The organism is Rhizobium sp. BK251 (genome assembly GCF_004345245.1).
In the GTDB taxonomy this organism is placed as follows: domain Bacteria; phylum Pseudomonadota; class Alphaproteobacteria; order Rhizobiales; family Rhizobiaceae; genus Rhizobium.
This window is the reverse complement of the sequence record NZ_SLUQ01000006.1, coordinates 440,898-460,625: the sequence shown is the minus strand read 5'-3', so window position 1 is coordinate 460,625 and position 19,728 is coordinate 440,898. Positions and strand designations below refer to the sequence as shown.

The window sequence follows — 19,728 nt, the reverse complement described above, 5'->3', positions numbered from 1 at the left end:
GATAATCCATATGTGAAAATAATCTTCACATAAGAAAACATGACTTGGGAGGAGAGATGCAGCAGCATCCGTCGACGGTCGGGACTTCCTCGACCTATCCGTCCGACATGCCGGCGGCGCATGCCGAACTGCCGGTGTGGAATGCGGAAAACTGGTTCTATGAGGATTGGCCTGTCGGCCAGAAGATCCGTTCATTGCGCCGGACGCTTGGCGAGAGCGACAGCCATCTCTTCAATACGCTGGTGACGGACATCCATCCCTATGTGCAGGATCAGATGTTTGCGGAGCGGGAGGGAATTTTCGGCAGGCGTCTCGTTGCCGGCGCGTTCGTCTTTTCCGCCGGGCTTGGCCTCGTTGCGACGAATTGCGTCAACGCCTTTTCCTACGGCTATGACAAGCTGCGCTTCATCAAGCCAGTCTTCATCGGAGATACCATCTACACAGTCCGGACCAACCTCGACAAAAGGCCGCGATACAAGGAGCTCGGCCTCATCCGCGCGAGCTACGAGGTCTTCAAGGGCGAGGGAGAGCTGGTGCTCTATTGCGAGCACCTTCAAACGGTCAAATACAAGAATCCAGCCGACTTTGTCGGCAAGACGGAAAAGTAGTCGCGATGACGCATGCTGGCGATCTTCCCTTGAGCGGCCTTGTCGTTGTCGACATGAGCCAGTTTCTCTCCGGTCCCTATTGTTCCCTGCGTCTGATGGATCTCGGCGCGCGCGTGATCAAGATCGAGCGTCCGGACGGCGGCGATCTCTCACGCCGTCTCTATCTCAGCGACACCGAGATCGGCGGGGATTCGACGATTTTCCATGCGATCAACCGTGCAAAGGAAAGTCTCGCGATCGATCTCAAGAACGAGGCTGACGTCAAGGCTTTGCGGGCGCTGCTGCTGAAGGCTGATGTGCTCATTCAGAACTTCCGGCCCGGCGTCATCGAGCGGCTCGGTCTTCACTATGAGGCTGTGAAAGAGCTCAATCCGCGCCTCGTCTATGCATCGATCAGCGGCTATGGCGACGAGGGTCCATGGGTCAAGCGACCCGGCCAGGACTTGCTTGCCCAATCGCGCTCCGGCGTGATGTGGTTGAACGGCGACGAAAATCAGGGCCCGGTGCCCTTCGGACTGGCGATCGGCGACATGCTGGCCGGTGCCGCCGCATGCCAGGGCATCCTTGCTGCGCTTGTGCGCCGTGGAATTACCGGCAAGGGCAGCCTCGTCGAGACCAGCCTGCTCGAGGCACTGATCGATTTCCAGTTCGAGGTGCTGACCACGCATCTGAACGACGGCAGACGGCTGCCGAAGCGTTCGAATTTCCGCAGCGCCCATGCCTACCTTGCTGCTCCCTACGGCGTCTACGCGGCGCAGGACGGCTATCTCGCGATCGCCATGACCCCGATCCCGAAGCTCGCCGATCTTCTCGATATGCCGGAACTCGCGCCCTATCGCGATGATCCCTCCAGCTGGTTTCTGGAACGTGACCGCATCAAGGAGCTGATTGCCCAGCGTATCGCATTGAAGACGATCGATGAATGGCTTGCCGTCCTCGAGCCGGCCGACATCTGGTGCGCGAAGGTCCTGAACTGGAACGAGCTGATGGACAGCGACGGGTTCAAGTCGCTCGACATGCTCCAGACAGTAACGCGTGAAGACGATGTCTCCATCCTGACGACGCGCTCACCGCTTCGAGTTGATGGTGTGCGGCCGAGCTTCGACCGCGCCGCTCCGCGCATCGGGGAACACAGCGAGGCCATCCGCCAGGAGTTCGGCCTATGAGCAAGGTGCTGCTGAAGGGGATGACCTGGAGCCACCCGCGCGGCTATGACCCGATGGTTGCCTGCTCGCGGGTTTTCAACGAGCAGAGTGGCGTAGAGATTAGTTGGGAAAAGCGGTCGCTGCAGGATTTCGAGACTTTGCCGGTCGAAGAGCTTGCGCGCCTCTACGACCTCATCGTGATCGACCACCCCCATGTCGGCCAGATAACCCAGGAAGGATGCTTGCTGCCACTCGATGTTGCCGGTCGCGAAGACGATCGGAGAGCACTTGAAGCCGGTAGCGTTGGCGCATCCTACCTGAGCTACCATTGGCAATCGCGCCAATGGGCTTTCCCGATCGACGCCGCAACGCAGGTCCAGGCCTTGCGCCCGGATCTCCTGCCGCAACCGGTTTCAAGCTGGCGCGAAGTCATCGAACTTGCCCGCGACGGCCGGGTTCTTCTGCCGTTGCGGCCGCCGCATTCCCTGATGACCTTCTATACGCTGTCGGCCAATCGGGGACACGCATGCCAGACGGAAGGGCCGGGCGATCTGATCGATCCTACGATTGGCGTCGAGACCGTCGAGATGATGCGCGAGATAGCCGACCTCGTCGATCCGCAATGCTTCGAGATGGATCCGATTGCCGTTCTTGAAAGGATGGCGAGGCCGGGCAGCACGGTTGCCTGTGCGCCATTGATCTATGGCTACGTCAACTATGCGATGCCGGGCTTTCGCGAGCGCCTGATCAAGTTCGCCGATATACCTGCGGCAGGCAGCCTCGGTCCCACCGGCTCTGCGCTTGGCGGCACGGGCATCGCTGTGTCGGCCTTTACCCGCCATGCCAAAGAGGCAATCGACTTTGCCTATTGGGTCGCAAGCGCGCCCGTCCAGCGCGGCATCTATGCGGCCTCCGGCGGCCAGCCGGGACATGCGGCCGCGTGGGAAGACGACTCAGTCAATGCGGCCACCTCGAATTTTTACCGCGGCACTCGCGCGACGCTCGAAGCCGCCTGGGTCCGTCCCCGGCACGATGGCTACATGCGCTTCCAGCAGCAGGCATCGGATCGACTGAACGAAGGCCTGAGAGGCAGGCACGCAGCGGCCGCGATCGTGGCAGACCTGAACAGGCTTTTTGCAGACAGCTTTTGAGGAAGACGGCGCAGGAAGGACCTATGCGCCATTGGAGGAGGAGTTACATGAGGAAGAGCATTTGCAGTTTGCTGGCGAGTGCCAGCCTGTTCGTGTCAGGCGTGCCGGCAATGGCGCAGGACGACGTCGCCAATGTGGTGGCCGGACTGCCCGATCTTCTCAAGGCACAATATGACGGCGCGCCGCAGAAGGTCGGTCCGTCGGCATGGGGCAGCTGGACGCCGCCCGTCAAGCCTTGGAGGTGGTGCCATTCTGAATCCTATCAGGGCAATCCGTGGCGTGTGACCGTGACCAAGGAGTTGAAGCGCCTGGTCGACGGGCTGATTGCCGACGGCAGCGTTTCGAGCTTCGAGGTCTCGGATTCCAACAATGATGTGAGCCAGCAGATCAACCAGATCCGCGCCTTCATCGACAAGGGCTGCTCCATCATCACCTCTATCCCGGGATCGGCGACGGCCCTCGACGATGCGGTAGACGCGGCTGCGCAGGCGAAGATTCCGTTTGTCACCGCCGCAGGCTCCGTCACCAGCCCCAACGCTATCAATGTCGATTCCAACTATGCAAGATGGGGCTACGACATGATGAGCGCCATCAATACGTCTCTGCCGAGTGGCGGCAACGTGCTGATGGTCGAAGGCATTGCCGGTCATCCGATCGTCGCGCAAGAGCGCCAGGGGGCGGACAAGGCTCTCGCCGAAGACAAGCAGTTGAAGGTCGCCCGCTCGGTCAACGGCAACTGGACGGCCAACGTGACCAAGACCGTCGTTCTGCAGGCGATTGCCACCAATCCGGCGCCGATCGACGCCGTATGGACGACCGGCAGCGAGAGCCACGTAGTTGCCGAAGCCTTCGCGCAGGCGGGCCGGCCCGCACCCTTGATTACCGGTTCGCTGACCGGCGACGCGCTCGGTTACTGGAAGGCCAATCCCGACAAGTACCGCTTCGAGGGCCACGCACTCCTGCCGCACTGGACCGCTCAGACGCTGTTTCGCGTCGCGGTTCGCATGCTCGACGGTCAGCAGCCGAAGCTGAATACGCTGATGATTCCGATCCCGGCGGTGCACAACGCCGATCTGCCGAACTGGTACAAGGACTGCATGACGCCTGATGCGGTCTCCATCTTCCCGGTACCGCCGAATGACCCGATGCCGGAAGACATGCTGAACGCCTATTTCGACAATGCAAAGCCGACGCCGGGTTGGGATTATTCCAAGACACCCGATGCCTGCGCGAAGTAACGACTGACAGGCTGCGGCGTCTTCGCCGCAGCCCCTTTCGGATCAGGTCCATGCTTGTAATTGATGGTCTCTCAAAGCGTTACGGCGAAACGGTCGCGCTGTCGGATGCGACGATTTCGTTTCGCCAGGGCACGATTCACACCATTCTGGGTGAGAACGGCTCCGGTAAAAGCACCCTCGTCAAGATCCTGTCCGGAATCGTTCCCCCGGATCAGGGCCACATCACGCTAGACGGGCAAAGCTTCAGTGCAAGTACGCCGGCGGCTTTCCAGAAGGCCGGCTTTGCCACGGTATTCCAGGAGATTCTGATTGCGCCGGATCGTAGCGTTATCGACAATATTCTCCTTGGTCTCGACGGCCTGTTCAGCCGCAGCATCCCACGGGCCAAGCGAAGGGAAACGGCAGCCGCGGCGCTGGCGCGGTTTGCCGTCAGCGATGTCCCGCTTGATGCCCCTGCCGGCGCCTTGCCGCTTGCAGCCCAGCAATTGGTCGTGCTGGCGCGGGCGGTTGTGCGGCGGCCAAGGATACTGATCCTGGACGAAGTCACGGCCGCTCTCGATTTCAGCGACCGCGAATCCGTTTTCAGATTGATGCGCGAACTTGCCTCGGCTGGCAGTCTTCTATTGTTCATCACCCACCGCATGGATGAGGTCAAAGCGCTCTCCGACCGGATATCGATCTTGCGGGCAGGTCGGGTCGTCAAGACCGAAGACAAGGGTGTCTCGACCTCGGCGCAACTACTGGCGGCAATGGCGCCGCAAATGGCAGCGGAGCTTGGCCATGTCTGATCCGACTCGATTGAAGATCGAGGGGCTCGCGCTGAAGGCCGGATCCGCGCCGATCTCGCAGCATATCGAGGCCGGCGAAATCGTTGGCCTCGCAGGGCTGGACGGCCATGGCCAGGAGGCGTTCCTCGAAACTCTTGCCGGTCTCAAGAAGCCTGCGAGCGGTTTGGTGTCCATCGAGCGTGCTGGCCGCTCGACGCCACTACGCGGCTTTCGCCATGGCGTGGCGAGCGGCATCGCCTACCTCCCAAGAGATCGCCGTGCCACGGGCATCTTCCCGACCATGTCGGTACTCGACAACTTCGCAATCTCGACCGTCTGGCGCGATACGGCGGGTGGCGTCATCAGCGCAGACAGGCGCAGGAAACGCTTTCAGGCCTACCAGCAAAAGCTTTCGATCAATGCCCCTCATCTGGAGGCCTCGATCACCACACTGTCGGGCGGCAACCAGCAGAAGGTGCTCCTGGCCAGGGCGCTGGCGCTCGATCCCGGTGTCCTGTTGTTGAATGATCCGACCCGCGGCGTCGATGTGGCAACGAGGCACGTTCTCTACGACGTGTTTCGCGATCTTGCACAGGAAGGTATGAGCCTTGTCATCCTTTCCAGCGAGATTGAGGAAATCCTGCTCCTGTGCCGTCGCGTCCTGATCTTCCGCGAGAACGAGATGGTTGCAGAAATGGCCGGTGAAACGATGACGGCGGACGGCGTGATCGCTGCAATGTTCGGGAAGGCGGCATGAAGAACGTTCACTTTTCCGGCCTGACACGGTTCGCCCAGAATGCCGGCTTCGCCGTCGTGTTGTTTGCCGTTCTGCTGGTGGTCAATCTTTTCCTGAACCCGGCTCGGTTCAGTCCGGGCAACTGGGGCACGCTGATCGGCCTTGCTGCGCCGCTGATCGGCGCGTCGCTGGCCTCGGCACCCGTCATCCTGGCCGGGAGGGGTGGGATCGATATTTCCGTTGGTCCCACGATGGGGTTCGTCAATGCCATCGTCATCCAGGTGCTGTTCCTGAGCGTTGGGATTTCGTCTCCATTTGTGCTCGTGCCGGCAGCCCTTTTGACGGGCCTCGCGGTCGGAGCCATCAACGGCTTCCTGGCAACGGTGGTCCGTATCCAGCCGATCGTTGCGACCCTCGGCACCTATCTTGTGCTCGGCGGCATCACGCTGACGATCGTGCCCGCACCGATCGGGCCGGCGCCCGGCTGGCTGAAAGCCATGGCCGGTAGCTGGTCGATCCTTCCACTTGCCGCCATCGTCGTTGCCTGGATGCTGATCAGGCGGCTGCCCTATTACGATCTGCTGATGGCCGTCGGCAGCGATGATCGCGCGGCTTATACGGCCGGTGTCTCGGTTACCAAGGTTCGGTTCATCGCCTATCTGGTGACGGGTCTTTTTGCCGGCGGCGCAGGCCTGATGTTGACGGCACTGATCGGCTCCGCCGATCCCAACATCGGCCAGAGCTACACCTTGATCGCCATCGCCTCCGTGGCCCTCGGCGGGGTCAGCCTTGCGGGCGGGCGAGGGGGACTTGCCGGTGCTGCGATCGGCGCGATCGACATCTTTCTGCTGCAGAGCGTCCTCACGTCGTTCAACGTCTCGACCTATGTCCTGCAGATTGCCTATGGCGCCATTCTTGTTTCCGCCGTCGTCCTGACTGCACTTCAGGAAAGAGCCCTCAAGGAAACGCATAGATGAAGCATCTGAAGAGCCTTTTGAGCGGGACCAATGGCAGGGCGATCGGCGCCTTCATCATCGTTCTTGTGCTGCATGCCGTCGGCACGGCCTTGATCCCTGGCTATTCGCAACCCTTCGCGATTCGAGCGCTCCTGGTGCTCGCTTCGCTGCTTGCCATTGCCTGCATTGGGCAGACCCTCGTGGTGATCCTCGGCGGGATCGATCTTTCGATCCCGTTCGTCATCGGATTCGCCAATGTGGTGGCAGCGCAGCTTTATGGGGAGCAATGGAACTTTGCCGTCGTTTGTGTACTCGTCGGCGTCATCGCACTGTTGATCGGAGCCTTCAATGGCTACGTCTCGCGGCGCCTCGACATCCATCCGCTCATCGTGACGCTTGGCACCGGCATGGTCGTCCAGGGGAGCGTGCTCCTGTGGACGGCGGGTTTCCCATCCGGGTCGGCGCCGCAGGCCGTTTCCGATTTCGTGTCTATCGGTGGATCCGCCGGACCGCTGCCGGTGCCGTGGATGGTGCCGAGCCTCGTGGTCCTTGCCGTCCTCATCATTATCGTGCTGGCACGCACGCCCTATGGGCGTCGGCTCTATGCGCTCGGCAGCAATCCGGGGGCAGCGCCTCTGGCACTCATCAACCCGGTCGGCATGTGGGCCGTAACCTTCGCGCTGAGCGCATTCTGCTCGGCCCTCACCGGTGTCCTGCTTCTCGGGTTTACCGGCTCCGCCTATGGCGATGTCGGTCAGCCCTATCTGTTTCAGACGATTGCCGCTGTCGTGGTGGGCGGCGCGGCCCTTGTCGGTGGCCAGGGCAGCTACCTCGGCACGATTGCCGGCGCATTGGTTCTGACGGAAATCAACACGCTGCTGATCGGTCTCGGCTTTCAGCCGTCGGCGGTCCAGGCGGCGCTCGGCGTGATCATCGTGGTGCTCGTGTCTCTCTATGGACGCGAGCGCCACGTCAGCAGGACGATCTGAGACCTAGAGCATTTCCGTTTTTCTCCTAATTGCAGGAATGCTCTATCTCTTTGTTTTTACGCAATTCCGGACGCAAAACCGCTTCGCACTTTTGCTGGAATTGCTCTAGAGTTTCCAAAGCTTTCTGGCATTGCCGGAGAAGAGCTTCGTCCGCTCCGTTTCGCTGCTGCCGGCAAACAATGCATGGGTCGTCGCGACCCAGGTGGAGAGGCCGCCGCCAAGCGTGCAGACGGGCCAATCGCTGCCCCACACCAGACGATCCCAGCCGAAGCTTTGCGTGACCTGTTCGACATAGGGCCGCAACGTTTCGACATCCCAGGTCCCCGCGTCTGCATAGGCGACGATGCCGGATATCTTGCAGGCAACGTTCGCCCGCTTCGCGATTTCCAAAATGCCCTCCTGCCAGGGCTCGTAGGCGTTGGCGCTGATTGCGGGCACGCCGCAATGATCGAGGATGAACTGGACGTTGGGGGCAAGGTCAGCGAGCGCAATCGCCTTGCCCACCTGGTGCGGCAACACGCAGAGATCGAAGGTCAGGCCGCTGCCTGCCATTTTCGCAATGTTCTCGCGAAACAGCGCACCCTCAGAAAGTTCGTCCGGCATGACATGAAGGACGCGCCGAAAGCCTTTGACGAAGGAGTCAGCCGTCTGCCGCTCGAGGTAGTCTGCAAAACCCACGTCCTCTGGTCGGCAGGCGGCGATCGCGCCGAGGAGAAGGCTGTCTTCCTGGCGCGACAATGCCCGAACATTCTCCGTCTCGTTCTGGATATCGCCGGTTCCGACATCCACCTCCATATGCAGCGCGCCGTCTATGCCGCAGCGCCGTGCTTCCGTGGCGTAGGTCGCATAAAGAAAATCCCGATCGAGCGCCGGCACGCCGGAAAGCCAGGGATAGGTGAGTTTCGTTTTGTCGATCAAATGCAGATGTGTATCGATGAGCACAAGCGTCTCCCGGTCGCCAGCAATTCGTGAACATTACATTCAAATAAGAAAACAGGCTATTGCGGTGTCTTGACGTCCGAGCCGACCAGAAGCGACAACTGAGCGGCCGTCTTCTGCAGGAAGGCGATCGTCTGTGTGATGTCCGGTGCGGTCGGCGCGTTGACGAGCGCGATATAGGGGCACGTCAGCGCGGCAATGCCGCGCCCGTCAGGACCGAGGATCGGCGCCGAAAGGTTGTAGACGCCCGCGGTCTGGGCGCTGGCCATCATTTCGAAGCCCCGCTCGCGGATCTGGTCGAGACGCTCGTAGAATTCCGGACCGACCTGGATGTCCTCGCGGCTGCGCACATGCTCGGATATCATCATCTGCCGCTCTTCCGCATCGCGGAAAGCAAGCAGGACATGTCCCGAACCTGTATCGAACAGGTTGATGTGAGAGCCGACGCGGATCGATATTCCCCAATAATCCGGCGCTTCCTGCTGTGCGATGACGACTGCGGAACCGCGGTCGAAAACCGCGAGGTGATTGGCCTGGCGCGTGCGCTGAGCGAGTTCGCGCATCAATGGCGTTGCGAAGGAGGCGAGGCGCCGCGTCGGCGCATGCAGCTGCGCCAGACCGAAGAGCTTTAGCGTCAGCGTGAAGCGATCGCCCTCAAGCTTCGTCACGTAGCCGCGACGTACGAGTCGGTCGAGCATGCGGTAGAATTCGTTGGGGCTGCGATCGAGCCGCTTGGCGATCTCGGCCTGCGTCAGGCCCTCGTCGACCCCGGCCAAGAGTTCCAGAATGTCGAGACCTTTGTCCAACGCTGGTGCGCGGTACCGGTCGGCATCGTCTGTTTCCATGTGGGCTCTCCCCTGAATGACTCCTGCATATACGCAGACGGACGCGCGGAGAAGAAAAACTTCCGCTTGACGCACGACCATGTCTATCGTTTGTATATAAAAATAAAAATTATATGTGAGGAGATCGGCGGACCTTTTTGCGACCGCCGTTGTGGAGGAGTGAACCAATGAAACGACTTATCGCCAGCCTCGCGGCTGGGGTTTCCCTTGTGGCCGGAACGGCGTTCGCCGCTGATTTGCCGGGCAAATTCGAAGGCGTGACGATCGATGCCAAACTGATCGGCGGCCAGCAGTACGAGCCGCTTTATTCGCGTATCGGCGAGTGGGAAAAGGCGACTGGCGCCAAGGTCAACGTGCTTTCAAAGAAGAACTACTTTGAGCTCGACAAGGAAATGAAGTCGGATATCGCTTCCGGCGACATCAGCTGGTGCGTGGGATCCAACCATTCTTCCTTTGCGCCGATCTACGAAGGCCTGTTCACGGATCTGAAACCGCTGCTGCCGGCCGACGAAATCGCAAAGCTCGTCGATTCGACGATTTCTGCGTCCACGATCGATGACAAGCTCGTCATGCTGCCGCGCGCGCAGTTCGACGTTTCGGCGATGTACTACCAGAAAAGCCTCTACACCGACGAAGCCAAGAAGAAGGCCTTCAAGGAGAAGTATGGTTACGACCTGGCGCCTCCGGATACCTGGCAGCAGGTTTCCGACCAGGCGACCTTCTTCGCCAACCCGCCGAACTTCTTCGGCACGCAATTTCCCGGCAAGGAAGAGGCCATCAACGGCCGCTTCTTCGAAATGCTGGTCGCAGAAGGCGGCAAATATCTCGACAAGGACGGCAAGCCGGCCTTCAATTCCGACGCCGGCGTGCGCGCGCTCGACTGGTTCGTCAACATGTACAAGGCCAAGGCCGTTCCGGCCGGCACGACCAATTATTTGTGGGACGACCTCGGCGCCGGCTTTGCGTCCGGCACCGTCGCCCTCGACCTGGATTGGCCGGGCTGGGCCGCCTACTTCAACGACCCGAAGTCCTCGAAGATCGCAGGCAATGTCGGCGTGATCGTTCAGCCGGCCGGCTCCTCCGGCAAGCGCACCGGCTGGTCGGGCCATCACGGCTTCTCCGTCACGGAAGCCTGCGAGCACAAGGACGCGGCGGCATCGCTCGTCTGGTTCCTCACCAATGAGGATTCACAGAAGATCGAAGCTGCGAACGGTACGCTGCCGACCCGCAAGGCGGTGTGGGACTGGGACATCCAGCAGGCAGCCAGTGATCCTTACAGGAAGGAAGCTCTCGGTGCTTTCCAGGAGGCCATGAAGCACGCCTTCCCGGTGCCGCGCACTCCGGAATGGATCGAGATTTCCAATGCTGTTTACCCCGAGCTGCAGGCGGCGATCCTGGGTGACAAGACATCCAAGGAAGCGCTCGACGCAGCCGCGGAAAAGGCAACCACCATCCTTCAGGATGCAGGCGCTCTCTAAGCCTGTCGCGATCGATCCCGCATTCGGCAACGGATGCGGGATTTATTTCGAAAACCGGAATTCTTCCTCCCGACGGGCGATTCCACAATTGCGGTCCAAGCGTCCGGTTTGGCGTGGACAGGTTGGTAAATGTTTAGAAAAATTCCCGCACCGGTGCTTCTGCTGCTGCCTGCAATCGTGGTGCTGGCGGCGGTCGTGCTGTTTCCCTTGCTGCTGTCGCTCTATTCGAGCTTTACACCGTTCAGGCTGACTAGGCCGCAGACGCTTTTCGTCTTCATCGGCTTTCGCAACTATATCCGCATCCTCAGCGACCCCGTCTTTCTGTACGCATTTGTGCGCACCGTGGTCCTGCTGACGATCGCTCTCAATCTGGAAATGCTGCTCGGCCTGGGGCTGGCGCTTCTCGTCAACAGGGCAACGATGGGCCAGCGCCTGCTGCGTACCCTGATGATGTTTCCGATGATGTTTTCGCCCGTGCTTGTCGGCTTCCAGTTCAAATTCATGTTCAATGACAATGTCGGCCTGATCAACAACGCGTTGCAGGCTCTCGGACTGACCGATAATGCGATCCCCTGGCTAATCGACGGCAATCTGGCGCTGTTTTCCATCGTCGTCGCCGAGGTCTGGTCGTCGACGTCGGTCTTCGCAATCCTCATCCTTTCCGGCCTTCTGGCAATGCCGCAGGAGCCGGTCGAGGCCGCCCGCGTCGACGGCTGCACGGCGTGGCAGACCTTTCGCTACGTCATCTGGCCGTTCTTGATGCCCTTTGCCTTCATCGCCATGACGATCCGCTCGCTCGACGTCGCGCGCGCCTACGACATCGTCAAAATCATGACGGACGGCGGGCCCGCGCGGCGCACCGAGCTTATCTGGACGCTGGTCGGGCGCACGGCCTATGCCGACGCCCAAATGGGCCTCGCCAATGCGATGGCCTATGTCTCGATCTTTCTCTCGATCGCCTTCACCGTCTATTTCTTCCGCAAGCTGGCTCTTGCCCGCACGCAAATCGGGGCGGAGTGGTAACAATGGATCGCAACGCTCAACAACGTTTGCGCCGTGGCATCGGCCGGGTCTTCTATCTGATCGGCCTGTTCATCGCGATGCTCATCATCTGCCTTCCCGGCTTCTGGATCGTGCTGAGCTCGCTGAGGCCGCCCGTCGAGATCATGGCCAAGCCGCCGGTCTGGATTCCGAACGAGCTGTCGCTCGATGCCTATCGGGCGATGTTCTCCGGAATCGGCAAGGGCGGCATCCCGATCTGGGAATACTTCCGCAATTCGATCATCGTCTCGGTTACGTCGACGGTGATCGCGCTGATCATCGGCATGTCGGGCGGCTATGCCTTTGCGCGATTCCGTTTCGCGGGCAAGTCGGCGACTTTCCTGGGTCTCATGCTGACGCGCTCGGTGCCGGGCATCGCCCTGTCGCTGCCGCTCTTCATGGTCTATTCGCGCATCGGCATCATCGATACCCATTTCGGCCTGATCCTGACCTATGTGGCGCTGAACGTGCCCTTCACGATCTGGCTGATCGACGGCTTCTTCCGGCAGGTGCCGAAAGACCTCGCGGAAGCCGCTCAGATCGATGGCTGCACCCGCTGGCAGGCTTTCTGGAAGGTCGAATTTCCGCTGGCCGGCCCCGGCATCGCATCGGCTGGGATCTTCGCCTTCCTCACGTGCTGGAACGAATATGCGCTCGCCTCGCAACTGACGCGCTCGGTCAATTCCAAGACCCTGCCGGTCGGACTGCTGGATTACACGGCGGAGTTCACGATCGACTGGCGTGGCATGTGCGCGCTCGCGGTTGTCATGATCATCCCTGCGCTGGCGCTCACCTTCATCATTCAAAAACATCTCGTTTCCGGCCTGACGTTCGGCGCGGTCAAAGGTTGATTTCCCATGGCCCAGGTTTCCCTCAAAAAACTCGTCAAGCGCTATGGCGCGCTCGAAATTGTTCACGGCATCGATCTCGAGATCGCCGACAAGGAATTCATCGCTCTCGTCGGTCCCTCCGGCTGCGGCAAGTCCACCACCCTGCGCATGGTCGCTGGTCTGGAGCCGATTTCGGGCGGCGACATCGAGATCGGCGGAACCGTCGTCAATGATCTGCCGCCGCGCGACCGGAACATCTCGATGGTTTTCCAGTCCTATGCGCTTTACCCGCATATGAGCGTGCGCGAGAACATGGGTTTCTCGCTGAAGATCGCCAAGGTGCCGCAGGCCGAGATCGACCAGCGCGTCAACGAGGCGGCCGCCATTCTCAGCCTCGAAGCCCTGATGGATCGCCGTCCGGCACAGCTTTCCGGCGGGCAGCGCCAGCGTGTGGCCATGGGGCGGGCGATCGTGCGCAAGCCCGAAGTCTTCCTCTTCGATGAACCGCTCTCCAACCTCGACGCGAAGCTGCGCACGCAGATGCGCACCGAGATCAAGAAGCTGCACGGCAAGGTGCAGGCGACGGTTATCTATGTCACCCATGACCAGGTGGAGGCGATGACGCTCGCCGACCGCATCGTCATCATGCGGGACGGTTACATCGAGCAGATCGGCACGCCCGACGAAGTCTTCAAGCGGCCGGCGACCCGCTTCGTTGCCGGATTCATCGGCTCGCCGCCGATGAATATCCTCGACGCCTCGGTCGATGGCGACGCTGTCGTCTTCGACAACGGCGACCGTCTGCCGCTTCCGCCGAAGTTCAAGGGGATTGTCACGAATGGGCAGAAGGTCGTGTTCGGTCTGCGGCCCGACGATGTCTTTCCGACCGGGCATGGACTTTTTTCGGAGACGGAGGCTGCCGTTCACGAGATGACGCTGCCGGTCACGATCACCGAACCTCTCGGCAACGAGACACTCGTTTTCGTCGAATTTGCAGGTCGCGAATGGATCGCGCGGATGCTCAACCCAAGAACATTGCCGACCGGCGAACGGATCAAGATGAGCTTCGACCTGTCACAGGCGCACCTCTTTTCTGCCGAGACCGGCAAGAGCCTGGCGATCTGAGGAGAAAGATAGAAAATGGCCCGCATTGAGAAGATCGAATTGCGCATGGTGGACCTTGCACCCAAGGTCAAACGCACGGACGCCATTCAAAGCTTCGTCAGCCAGGAAACACCGATCGTCACGATCACGGACTCGGATGGCGCTGTTGGCACAGGTTACAGCTACACGATCGGTACCGGTGGCTCCTCCGTCATGCGGCTGCTCGCGGACCACCTCGTGCCGCTGCTGATTGGGCAGGACGCCGACTGCATCGAGGCGATCTGGCATGAGATGGAGTTCGCCACACATGCGACGACGATCGGCGCAATTACTGCTCTGGCAGTTGCCGCTGTCGATACGGCGCTGTGGGATCTGAGGGCAAAGAAGCAGAACCTGCCCCTATGGAAGCTGGCGGGTGGGGCGAAGGATCGCTGCCCGCTCTACACAACCGAAGGCGGCTGGCTGCACATCGCCAAGGAAGCGCTCGTCGAGGACGCCCTGCTGGCCAAGTCCAAGGGATTTTCGGGATCGAAGGTGAAGATCGGCAAGCCTCACGGTTCGGAGGATTATGATCGGCTGTCGGCCGTGCGAAAGGCGGTTGGCGATGCCTTCGAGATCATGACCGATTGCAATCAGGGCTTCACCGTCGATGAGGCGATCCGCCGGGCTGCGCGCCTAAGGGAACTCGACCTCGGCTGGATCGAGGAGCCGCTGCCGGCCGACGATCTCGATGGTCACATACGCCTGACGCGTTCCACGCCGACGCCGATTGCCATTGGTGAATCGGTCTATTCGATCCGCCATTTCCGCGAATACATGCAGAAGGGTGCCTGCTCGATTGTCCAGGTCGATGTCGCGCGCATCGGCGGGATCACGCCATGGCTGAAGGTGGCCCATGCTGCAGAGGCCTTCGACATCCCCGTCTGCCCTCATTTCCTCATGGAACTGCACGTCAGCCTGGTCTGCGCCGTGCCGAACGGGAGATATGTCGAATATATCCCCCAGCTCGACGAGTTGACGACCAAGGGCATGGAGATCCGTGGCGGCAAGGCGATCGCGCCGTCGGATGCGGGCATCGGTATCAGCTGGGATTGGGAAGCCGTCAAGTCGCGCTCGATCGACGAGTTCACCAAAGAGTTTCGCGGGTGAGGAGGCAAGCCGTGCAACGCATGGGAATGGTTATCGGGCTGGAACCCGACAAGGTCGCTGAATACAAGCGTCTCCATGCGGCCGTCTGGCCAGAGATATTGGCGCTGATTTCCGAATGCAACATCGCCAATTACTCGATCTATCTCAAGGAGCCCGAGAACCTTCTCTTCGGCTATTGGGAATACGCCGGCAGCGATTTCGGGGCCGACATGGCGAGGATGGCGGCGCATCCGAAAAACAAGGAGTGGTGGGCGGTCTGCATGCCTTGCCAGAAGCCTCTTGAAACGCGCAAACCCGGCGAGTGGTGGGCGATGATGGAGGAGGTCTTCCATTATGGCTGAGACCTTCGATCCGACTGCCTTGCGGCAAGCATGGCCCAAGCCGACGAAGGCGCGCCCGATCGTCATTTTCGGGGCGGGCAGCATCGTCGGCGATGCGCATCTTCCTGCGTACCGCAAGGCGGGCTTTCCCGTTGCCGGCATCTATGACCCCGATCAAGCCAAGGCTGCCGCCCTGGCCGATCGATGGAATATCCGCGCTTTCACTTCGGTTGAGGAGGCCTGTGCTGTCCGCGATGCAATCTTCGACCTTGCGACCCCGCCGTCCGCACATGCATCGATCCTGGAGAAGTTGCCGGACGGCTCCGTTGCCCTGCTTCAGAAGCCGATGGGCAGCAATCTCGACGAGGCAACGGCGATCCTGACGCTCTGCCGGACGCGTGGCATCAAGGCGGCCGTCAATTTCCAGCTGCGTTTCGCGCCAATGATGCTGGCGCTAAAGGATGCGATCGCCAAAGGCCATCTCGGTGAGGTCGTCGACTTCGATGCCTGGTTGGCGCTCGCGACCCCATGGGGGCTCTGGCCCTTCCTGAAGGGCCTGCCGCGCATCGAGATCGCGATGCACTCGATACACTACCTCGACGTCGTCAGGGACCTGCTGGGCAATCCGGCCGGCGTGCACGCCAAGACGATCGGTCATCCGAACCATGACGTGGCGCAGACGCGCACAGCCGCGATCCTCGACTATGGCGACAAGGTGCGCTGTGTCTTGTCGGTCAACCATGACCACGACTTTGGTCGCCGCTTCCAGGCCTGCGAATTCCGCGTCTGCGGAACGAAAGGGGCGGCTTACCTGAAACTCGGGGTCAATCTCGACTATCCGCGCGGCGAGCCCGACGAGCTCTGGATCAAGCCGCCGGAGGCTGCCGACTGGATTTCGGTGCCTCTCGAAGGGACATGGTTTCCGGATGCCTTCGTCAACCGCATGGCGAACCTGCAACGCTTCGCTGCCGGCGAAGACGATGTTCTGGTCGGCTCTGTCGAAGATGGGTGGCAGACCATGGCGCTCGTCGAAGCCGCCTATCAATCCAGCGCAAGCCCGGCCACGCCGCTGAGCGCTTTGCCGAAGGAGTGAATTGTGTCCGAACAGACGATCTATTTCGAAGACTATGAGCTGAGCGCCGTTCGATTGACGAGCGGGCGAACGATCACCGAGACCGATTTCGTCGTGCATGCCGGCCATACGGGTGATTTCTTTCCGCATCACATGGATGCCGAATTTGCCAAGACCCTGCCCGGTGGCCAGCGCATTGCACACGGCACGATGATTTTCTCGATCGGTGTCGGGCTGACCGCCTCGCTGATCAACCCCGTGGCCTTTTCCTACGGCTACGATCGCCTGCGTTTCGTACGGCCGGTCCATATCGGCGACACGATCCGCACGCGTGTGACGATCTCGGCAAAGGAAGAAGACGCCAAACGGCCCGGCATGGGAAAGGTCGTGGAGCGGTGCGAAGTTCTCAACCAGCGCAACGAAGTGGTGCTCGCGGCGGATCACATCCTGCTCGTTGAGCGCAAGCAGAAACAAGGATGACATCATGACAGACTTTCTGGCAGGCAAGACGGTTCTAGTGACCGCTGCGGCTCAAGGCATCGGACGCGCCTCGGCGCTTGCTTTCGCACGGGCAGGGGCAAAGGTGGTTGCCACCGATATCAACGCCGATGTGCTGGCCGAGATCGCGAGCGAAGCGGGCGTGACGACGAAGGCCTTGAACGTCCTCGACGAGGCGGCAGTAAAGGCGCTTGTGGCGGAGATCGGCGCAGTAGACGTGCTGTTCAATTGCGCCGGGGTCGTTCATAGCGGCACGATCCTCGACATGCCGGACGGCGATCTCGAATTTGCCTTCGATCTGAACGTCAAGGCGATGGTGCGCACGATCCGCGCCGTGTTGCCGGGCATGCTGGAACGCAGGGATGGGGCGATCATCAACATGGCGTCCGTCGCCTCCAGCATCAAAGGCGTGCCGAACCGCTTTGCCTATGGGGTGACAAAAGCCGCCGTCATCGGTCTCACCAAGGCAGTTGCCGCTGACTACGTGGCGCAGGGAATTCGCTGCAACGCGATCTGCCCGGGTACGGTCGAAAGCCCGTCGCTTCAGGAACGCATGAAGGCCCAGGGCGACTATGACGCAGCGCGAGCCGCCTTCATCGCCCGCCAGCCGATGGGCAGGCTCGGCACGCCGGAGGAGATCGCCGAGCTCGCGGTCTACATAGCCGGCGCCACCTACACCTCCGGCCAGGCCTTCTCCATCGATGGCGGCTGGACCATCTGATTCGAAAACCAAGATAGATTGGAAGCACCATGAAGTTTCTTCGTTATGGCGAGCCCGGCCATGAGAAGCCCGGCCTGTTGGACGCCGATGGAAATATCCGCGATCTCTCCGGCCATGTGCAGGACCTTTCCGGTTCCTCTCTCGATCCGCGCAGCCTTGCCGAGCTATCGCGTCTCGATATCGCCGCCTTGCCAGAAGTCGCAGGTGCGCCGCGCCTCGGCCCGTGCGTTGCCGGGACCGGCAAGTTCATCTGCATCGGCCTGAACTATTCCGACCATGCTGCGGAAACGGGCGCCACGGTGCCGTCGGAGCCGATCATCTTCATGAAGGCAACGTCCGCGATCGTCGGGCCGAACGATGATCTCCTGATCCCGCGCGGGTCGGAAAAGACGGATTGGGAGGTCGAACTCGGCGTGGTCATAGGCAAGAGGGCTAAATACGTGACCGAGGCTGACGCGCTCGACTACGTGGCCGGTTACTGCACGATCCATGATGTCTCGGAGCGCGCCTTCCAGATCGAACGCTCCGGCCAGTGGACGAAGGGCAAGTCCTGCGACACGTTCGGGCCGACCGGCCCTTGGCTGGTGACGAAGGACGAGATCTCCGATCCCCAGAACCTGAAAATGTGGCTGAAGGTCAACGGGGAGACGATGCAGGATGGCTCCACTAAGACCATGGTTTATGGCGTCGCCTATCTCGTATCCTACCTGTCGCAGTTCATGTCGCTGCAGCCCGGCGACATCATCTCGACCGGAACGCCGCCCGGTGTCGGCATGGGCATGAAGCCGCCGCGCTATCTCAAGGCAGGCGATGTCGTCGAACTCGGGATCGAAGGGCTCGGAAATCAGAGGCAGGACGTCAAGGCGGACGCCTGATTGGTCTCCGGCACGATCAGAGCGATGGGGGCAGGGCGTGGCAGCGCCCTGCCCTTCCTTTTTGTGCGCCAGCGAGTTTCGTATTCATTCATGAAGTATCAAGAGGGCAGGCGGCTTTCTAAGTCTAGACCGCAAGATTTTACGGCATCTTTTATAGGCATGCCTTGACCATCGCAATCCATTCGTTGATAAGTTCTATATTCGCATATGAATGCACCCAAGAGGAGAGGGGTGCCCAGGGAGGAAATCTTGAAGAAGCTCTTGCTCGCGGCAGCAGTGGCCGCATTTTCGTTTTGTGGCGTGGCATCAGCACAGGAATTCAGCCTGCGCTTCTCGACCTCGCAGGTGAACCCTAACGAGCCGATCGTGAAGGCGATGAAGCTCTACGCCGAACGCGTCGGCGAGCGCTCTGGCGGCCGTATCGCCATCACCGTCATGACCGGCGACCAGCTCGGCGCCCAGAAGAAGGTCAACGAGATGGTGATGAGCGGCGCAAGCCTGCTCAGCGCGACCGACTACGGCCAGCTCGGCCAGTTCGTGCCGGATCTCTCGATCCTGGCCGGTCCCTATGTCTACCCGAGCCTCGAAGCGAGCGACAAACTGTTTGCATCGGATGTCTTCACGGAGCTTTCGGCCAAGCTTGAATCGCAGGGCTTGAAGATCTTCATGCCCAACGGCTTGTTCGGCTACCGCCACATCATTGCAAGCAAGCCTGTCCGCACTCCTACGGATCTCGTCGGCATGACCATCCGCGTGCCGGCATCCCCCATCATGATGGCCACGTTCACTGGCTATGGCGCGCGCGCCACGGAACTTCCGTGGGGCGATGTCTATAACGCACTGCAGACGGGGGTCGTCGACGCCGCTGAAGGTCCGTTCGGCTCTATCGCCGGTTCCAAGCTCAACGAGACGCGCAAGGTCATCTCGAAGACGGGTCATCAGGCGATGTTTACCGCATGGGTCATGTCGTCGAACCTTTACAACAAGCTGCCCGAAGACCTGCAGACCATCATGATGGAAGAGGGGCAGAAGGTTGCGACCGATCTGACGAAGATGACGCTCGACACGGACGACGGCTACGCCAAGCAGCTCGCCGATTCAGGTGTCGAGATCGTGACCGATGTCGATGTACCCGCCTTCATGGAAGCGTCGAAGTCCGTCTACTCCGCGGTCCCGAACCTGACGCCCGGCATGTTCGAGCGCGTCCAGGATGCAATGAAGTAATTTCGAAGACTTCGGGAGCCGCGGCCGCAAGGGCGCGGCTTC

General features: G+C 60.8%; 21 protein-coding genes. 19 read left to right on the top strand and 2 right to left on the bottom strand.

All coding sequences use genetic code 11. The features are described 5' to 3' along the window. The first annotated feature begins 56 nt into the window (after window positions 1-56). Genes EV286_RS17715 through EV286_RS17680 form a run of 8 tightly spaced genes read left to right on the top strand, consistent with a single transcriptional unit; the run spans window position 57 to window position 7,590 of the window. A complete protein-coding gene (locus EV286_RS17715; protein WP_132958456.1) occupies window positions 57-608 on the top strand; it encodes a MaoC family dehydratase in 552 nt (183 codons plus the stop codon). Window positions 609-613: 5 nt separating this feature from the next. After that, window positions 614-1,774 carry a CaiB/BaiF CoA-transferase family protein gene (locus tag EV286_RS17710; RefSeq protein ID WP_132958455.1) on the top strand — a complete coding sequence of 387 codons (1,161 nt, stop codon included), beginning with the start codon at window positions 614-616 and terminating at the stop codon, window positions 1,772-1,774. Beyond that, window positions 1,771-2,904 (top strand): extracellular solute-binding protein, encoded by a 1,134-nt coding sequence (locus EV286_RS17705; protein ID WP_132958454.1) that lies wholly within the window; start codon window positions 1,771-1,773, stop codon window positions 2,902-2,904. The genes EV286_RS17710 and EV286_RS17705 overlap by 4 nt, the downstream gene beginning before the upstream one ends. Before the next feature lie 47 nt (window positions 2,905-2,951). After that, entirely contained in the window at window positions 2,952-4,142 is a 1,191-nt protein-coding gene (locus tag EV286_RS17700; RefSeq protein WP_132958453.1) for a substrate-binding domain-containing protein, read from the top strand. A gap of 50 nt (window positions 4,143-4,192) precedes the next feature. After that, window positions 4,193-4,930 carry an ATP-binding cassette domain-containing protein gene (locus tag EV286_RS17695; protein WP_132958452.1) on the top strand — a complete coding sequence of 246 codons (738 nt, stop codon included), beginning with the start codon at window positions 4,193-4,195 and terminating at the stop codon, window positions 4,928-4,930. Continuing rightward, window positions 4,923-5,666, top strand: a complete 744-nt coding sequence (locus tag EV286_RS17690; protein ID WP_132958451.1) for an ATP-binding cassette domain-containing protein — start codon at window positions 4,923-4,925, stop codon at window positions 5,664-5,666. The genes EV286_RS17695 and EV286_RS17690 overlap by 8 nt, the downstream gene beginning before the upstream one ends. Then, complete coding sequence (locus EV286_RS17685; RefSeq protein WP_132958450.1) at window positions 5,663-6,622, top strand: ABC transporter permease; 960 nt, start codon at window positions 5,663-5,665, stop codon at window positions 6,620-6,622. The genes EV286_RS17690 and EV286_RS17685 overlap by 4 nt, the downstream gene beginning before the upstream one ends. Further along, the gene (locus tag EV286_RS17680) at window positions 6,619-7,590 is read left to right on the top strand and encodes an ABC transporter permease (RefSeq protein WP_132958449.1); all 972 of its coding nucleotides are present in this window, start codon (window positions 6,619-6,621) and stop codon (window positions 7,588-7,590) included. The genes EV286_RS17685 and EV286_RS17680 overlap by 4 nt, the downstream gene beginning before the upstream one ends. A 105-nt stretch (window positions 7,591-7,695) precedes the next feature. Here the strand turns inward: EV286_RS17680 and EV286_RS17675 are convergent, their stop codons facing one another. Together EV286_RS17675 and EV286_RS17670 are read right to left on the bottom strand one after the other, a co-directional pair. Beyond that, a complete protein-coding gene (locus tag EV286_RS17675) occupies window positions 7,696-8,532 on the bottom strand; it encodes an amidohydrolase (RefSeq protein WP_132958448.1) in 837 nt (278 codons plus the stop codon). A gap of 56 nt (window positions 8,533-8,588) precedes the next feature. Continuing rightward, window positions 8,589-9,374, bottom strand: coding sequence for an IclR family transcriptional regulator (locus tag EV286_RS17670; protein ID WP_132958447.1), 786 nt, complete (start codon window positions 9,372-9,374; stop codon window positions 8,589-8,591). Window positions 9,375-9,541: 167 nt separating this feature from the next. On the opposite strand from EV286_RS17670, the gene EV286_RS17665 reads away from it, so the two are divergent. From EV286_RS17665 to EV286_RS17615, 11 genes are all read left to right on the top strand, one after another. Continuing rightward, window positions 9,542-10,852: a sugar ABC transporter substrate-binding protein gene (locus tag EV286_RS17665; protein WP_132958446.1), complete on the top strand. Its 1,311-nt coding sequence runs from the start codon at window positions 9,542-9,544 to the stop codon at window positions 10,850-10,852. Between the two features lie 129 nt (window positions 10,853-10,981). After that, entirely contained in the window at window positions 10,982-11,875 is an 894-nt protein-coding gene (locus EV286_RS17660) for a sugar ABC transporter permease (RefSeq protein ID WP_132958445.1), read from the top strand. 2 nt (window positions 11,876-11,877) lie between these two features. Next, window positions 11,878-12,744 (top strand): carbohydrate ABC transporter permease, encoded by an 867-nt coding sequence (locus tag EV286_RS17655; protein WP_132958444.1) that lies wholly within the window; start codon window positions 11,878-11,880, stop codon window positions 12,742-12,744. Window positions 12,745-12,750: 6 nt separating this feature from the next. Continuing rightward, window positions 12,751-13,848 carry a sn-glycerol-3-phosphate ABC transporter ATP-binding protein UgpC gene (gene ugpC, locus EV286_RS17650; protein WP_132958443.1) on the top strand — a complete coding sequence of 366 codons (1,098 nt, stop codon included), beginning with the start codon at window positions 12,751-12,753 and terminating at the stop codon, window positions 13,846-13,848. A gap of 15 nt (window positions 13,849-13,863) precedes the next feature. Further along, a complete protein-coding gene (locus tag EV286_RS17645) occupies window positions 13,864-14,976 on the top strand; it encodes a mandelate racemase/muconate lactonizing enzyme family protein (protein WP_132958442.1) in 1,113 nt (370 codons plus the stop codon). 20 nt (window positions 14,977-14,996) lie between these two features. Further along, a complete protein-coding gene (locus tag EV286_RS17640; protein WP_245500750.1) occupies window positions 14,997-15,317 on the top strand; it encodes an L-rhamnose mutarotase in 321 nt (106 codons plus the stop codon). Next, window positions 15,310-16,389: a Gfo/Idh/MocA family oxidoreductase gene (locus tag EV286_RS17635; protein WP_132958440.1), complete on the top strand. Its 1,080-nt coding sequence runs from the start codon at window positions 15,310-15,312 to the stop codon at window positions 16,387-16,389. Before EV286_RS17640 ends, EV286_RS17635 begins: the two co-directional genes overlap by 8 nt. Window positions 16,390-16,392: 3 nt before the next feature. Beyond that, complete coding sequence (locus EV286_RS17630) at window positions 16,393-16,848, top strand: MaoC/PaaZ C-terminal domain-containing protein (protein WP_132958439.1); 456 nt, start codon at window positions 16,393-16,395, stop codon at window positions 16,846-16,848. 4 nt (window positions 16,849-16,852) lie between these two features. Further along, on the top strand, window positions 16,853-17,587 hold the full coding sequence (locus EV286_RS17625; RefSeq protein ID WP_132958438.1) for an SDR family oxidoreductase: 735 nt from the start codon (window positions 16,853-16,855) through the stop codon (window positions 17,585-17,587). Between the two features lie 29 nt (window positions 17,588-17,616). Then, complete coding sequence (locus EV286_RS17620) at window positions 17,617-18,462, top strand: fumarylacetoacetate hydrolase family protein (RefSeq protein ID WP_132958437.1); 846 nt, start codon at window positions 17,617-17,619, stop codon at window positions 18,460-18,462. A 249-nt stretch (window positions 18,463-18,711) separates the two neighbouring features. Then, window positions 18,712-19,686, top strand: a complete 975-nt coding sequence (locus tag EV286_RS17615) for a C4-dicarboxylate TRAP transporter substrate-binding protein (RefSeq protein WP_132958436.1) — start codon at window positions 18,712-18,714, stop codon at window positions 19,684-19,686. The last annotated feature ends 42 nt before the right edge of the window (window positions 19,687-19,728 follow it).

What these genes read in the sequence shown, in the direction of transcription:
- EV286_RS17625 (WP_132958438.1), top strand. Translation starts at nt 16,853, where the DNA reads ATGACAGACTTTCTGGCAGGCAAGACGGTTCTAGTGACCGCTGCGGCT.
- EV286_RS17680 (WP_132958449.1), top strand. Translation starts at nt 6,619, where the DNA reads ATGAAGCATCTGAAGAGCCTTTTGAGCGGGACCAATGGCAGGGCGATC.
- EV286_RS17695 (WP_132958452.1), top strand. Translation starts at nt 4,193, where the DNA reads ATGCTTGTAATTGATGGTCTCTCAAAGCGTTACGGCGAAACGGTCGCG.
- EV286_RS17655 (WP_132958444.1), top strand. Translation starts at nt 11,878, where the DNA reads ATGGATCGCAACGCTCAACAACGTTTGCGCCGTGGCATCGGCCGGGTC.
- EV286_RS17715 (WP_132958456.1), top strand. Translation starts at nt 57, where the DNA reads ATGCAGCAGCATCCGTCGACGGTCGGGACTTCCTCGACCTATCCGTCC.
- EV286_RS17665 (WP_132958446.1), top strand. Translation starts at nt 9,542, where the DNA reads ATGAAACGACTTATCGCCAGCCTCGCGGCTGGGGTTTCCCTTGTGGCC.
- EV286_RS17620 (WP_132958437.1), top strand. Translation starts at nt 17,617, where the DNA reads ATGAAGTTTCTTCGTTATGGCGAGCCCGGCCATGAGAAGCCCGGCCTG.
- EV286_RS17700 (WP_132958453.1), top strand. Translation starts at nt 2,952, where the DNA reads ATGAGGAAGAGCATTTGCAGTTTGCTGGCGAGTGCCAGCCTGTTCGTG.
- EV286_RS17710 (WP_132958455.1), top strand. Translation starts at nt 614, where the DNA reads ATGACGCATGCTGGCGATCTTCCCTTGAGCGGCCTTGTCGTTGTCGAC.
- EV286_RS17660 (WP_132958445.1), top strand. Translation starts at nt 10,982, where the DNA reads ATGTTTAGAAAAATTCCCGCACCGGTGCTTCTGCTGCTGCCTGCAATC.
- EV286_RS17645 (WP_132958442.1), top strand. Translation starts at nt 13,864, where the DNA reads ATGGCCCGCATTGAGAAGATCGAATTGCGCATGGTGGACCTTGCACCC.
- EV286_RS17640 (WP_245500750.1), top strand. Translation starts at nt 14,997, where the DNA reads ATGGGAATGGTTATCGGGCTGGAACCCGACAAGGTCGCTGAATACAAG.
- EV286_RS17670 (WP_132958447.1), bottom strand. Translation starts at nt 9,374, where the DNA reads ATGGAAACAGACGATGCCGACCGGTACCGCGCACCAGCGTTGGACAAA.
- EV286_RS17685 (WP_132958450.1), top strand. Translation starts at nt 5,663, where the DNA reads ATGAAGAACGTTCACTTTTCCGGCCTGACACGGTTCGCCCAGAATGCC.
- EV286_RS17705 (WP_132958454.1), top strand. Translation starts at nt 1,771, where the DNA reads ATGAGCAAGGTGCTGCTGAAGGGGATGACCTGGAGCCACCCGCGCGGC.
- EV286_RS17635 (WP_132958440.1), top strand. Translation starts at nt 15,310, where the DNA reads ATGGCTGAGACCTTCGATCCGACTGCCTTGCGGCAAGCATGGCCCAAG.
- ugpC (WP_132958443.1), top strand. Translation starts at nt 12,751, where the DNA reads ATGGCCCAGGTTTCCCTCAAAAAACTCGTCAAGCGCTATGGCGCGCTC.
- EV286_RS17690 (WP_132958451.1), top strand. Translation starts at nt 4,923, where the DNA reads ATGTCTGATCCGACTCGATTGAAGATCGAGGGGCTCGCGCTGAAGGCC.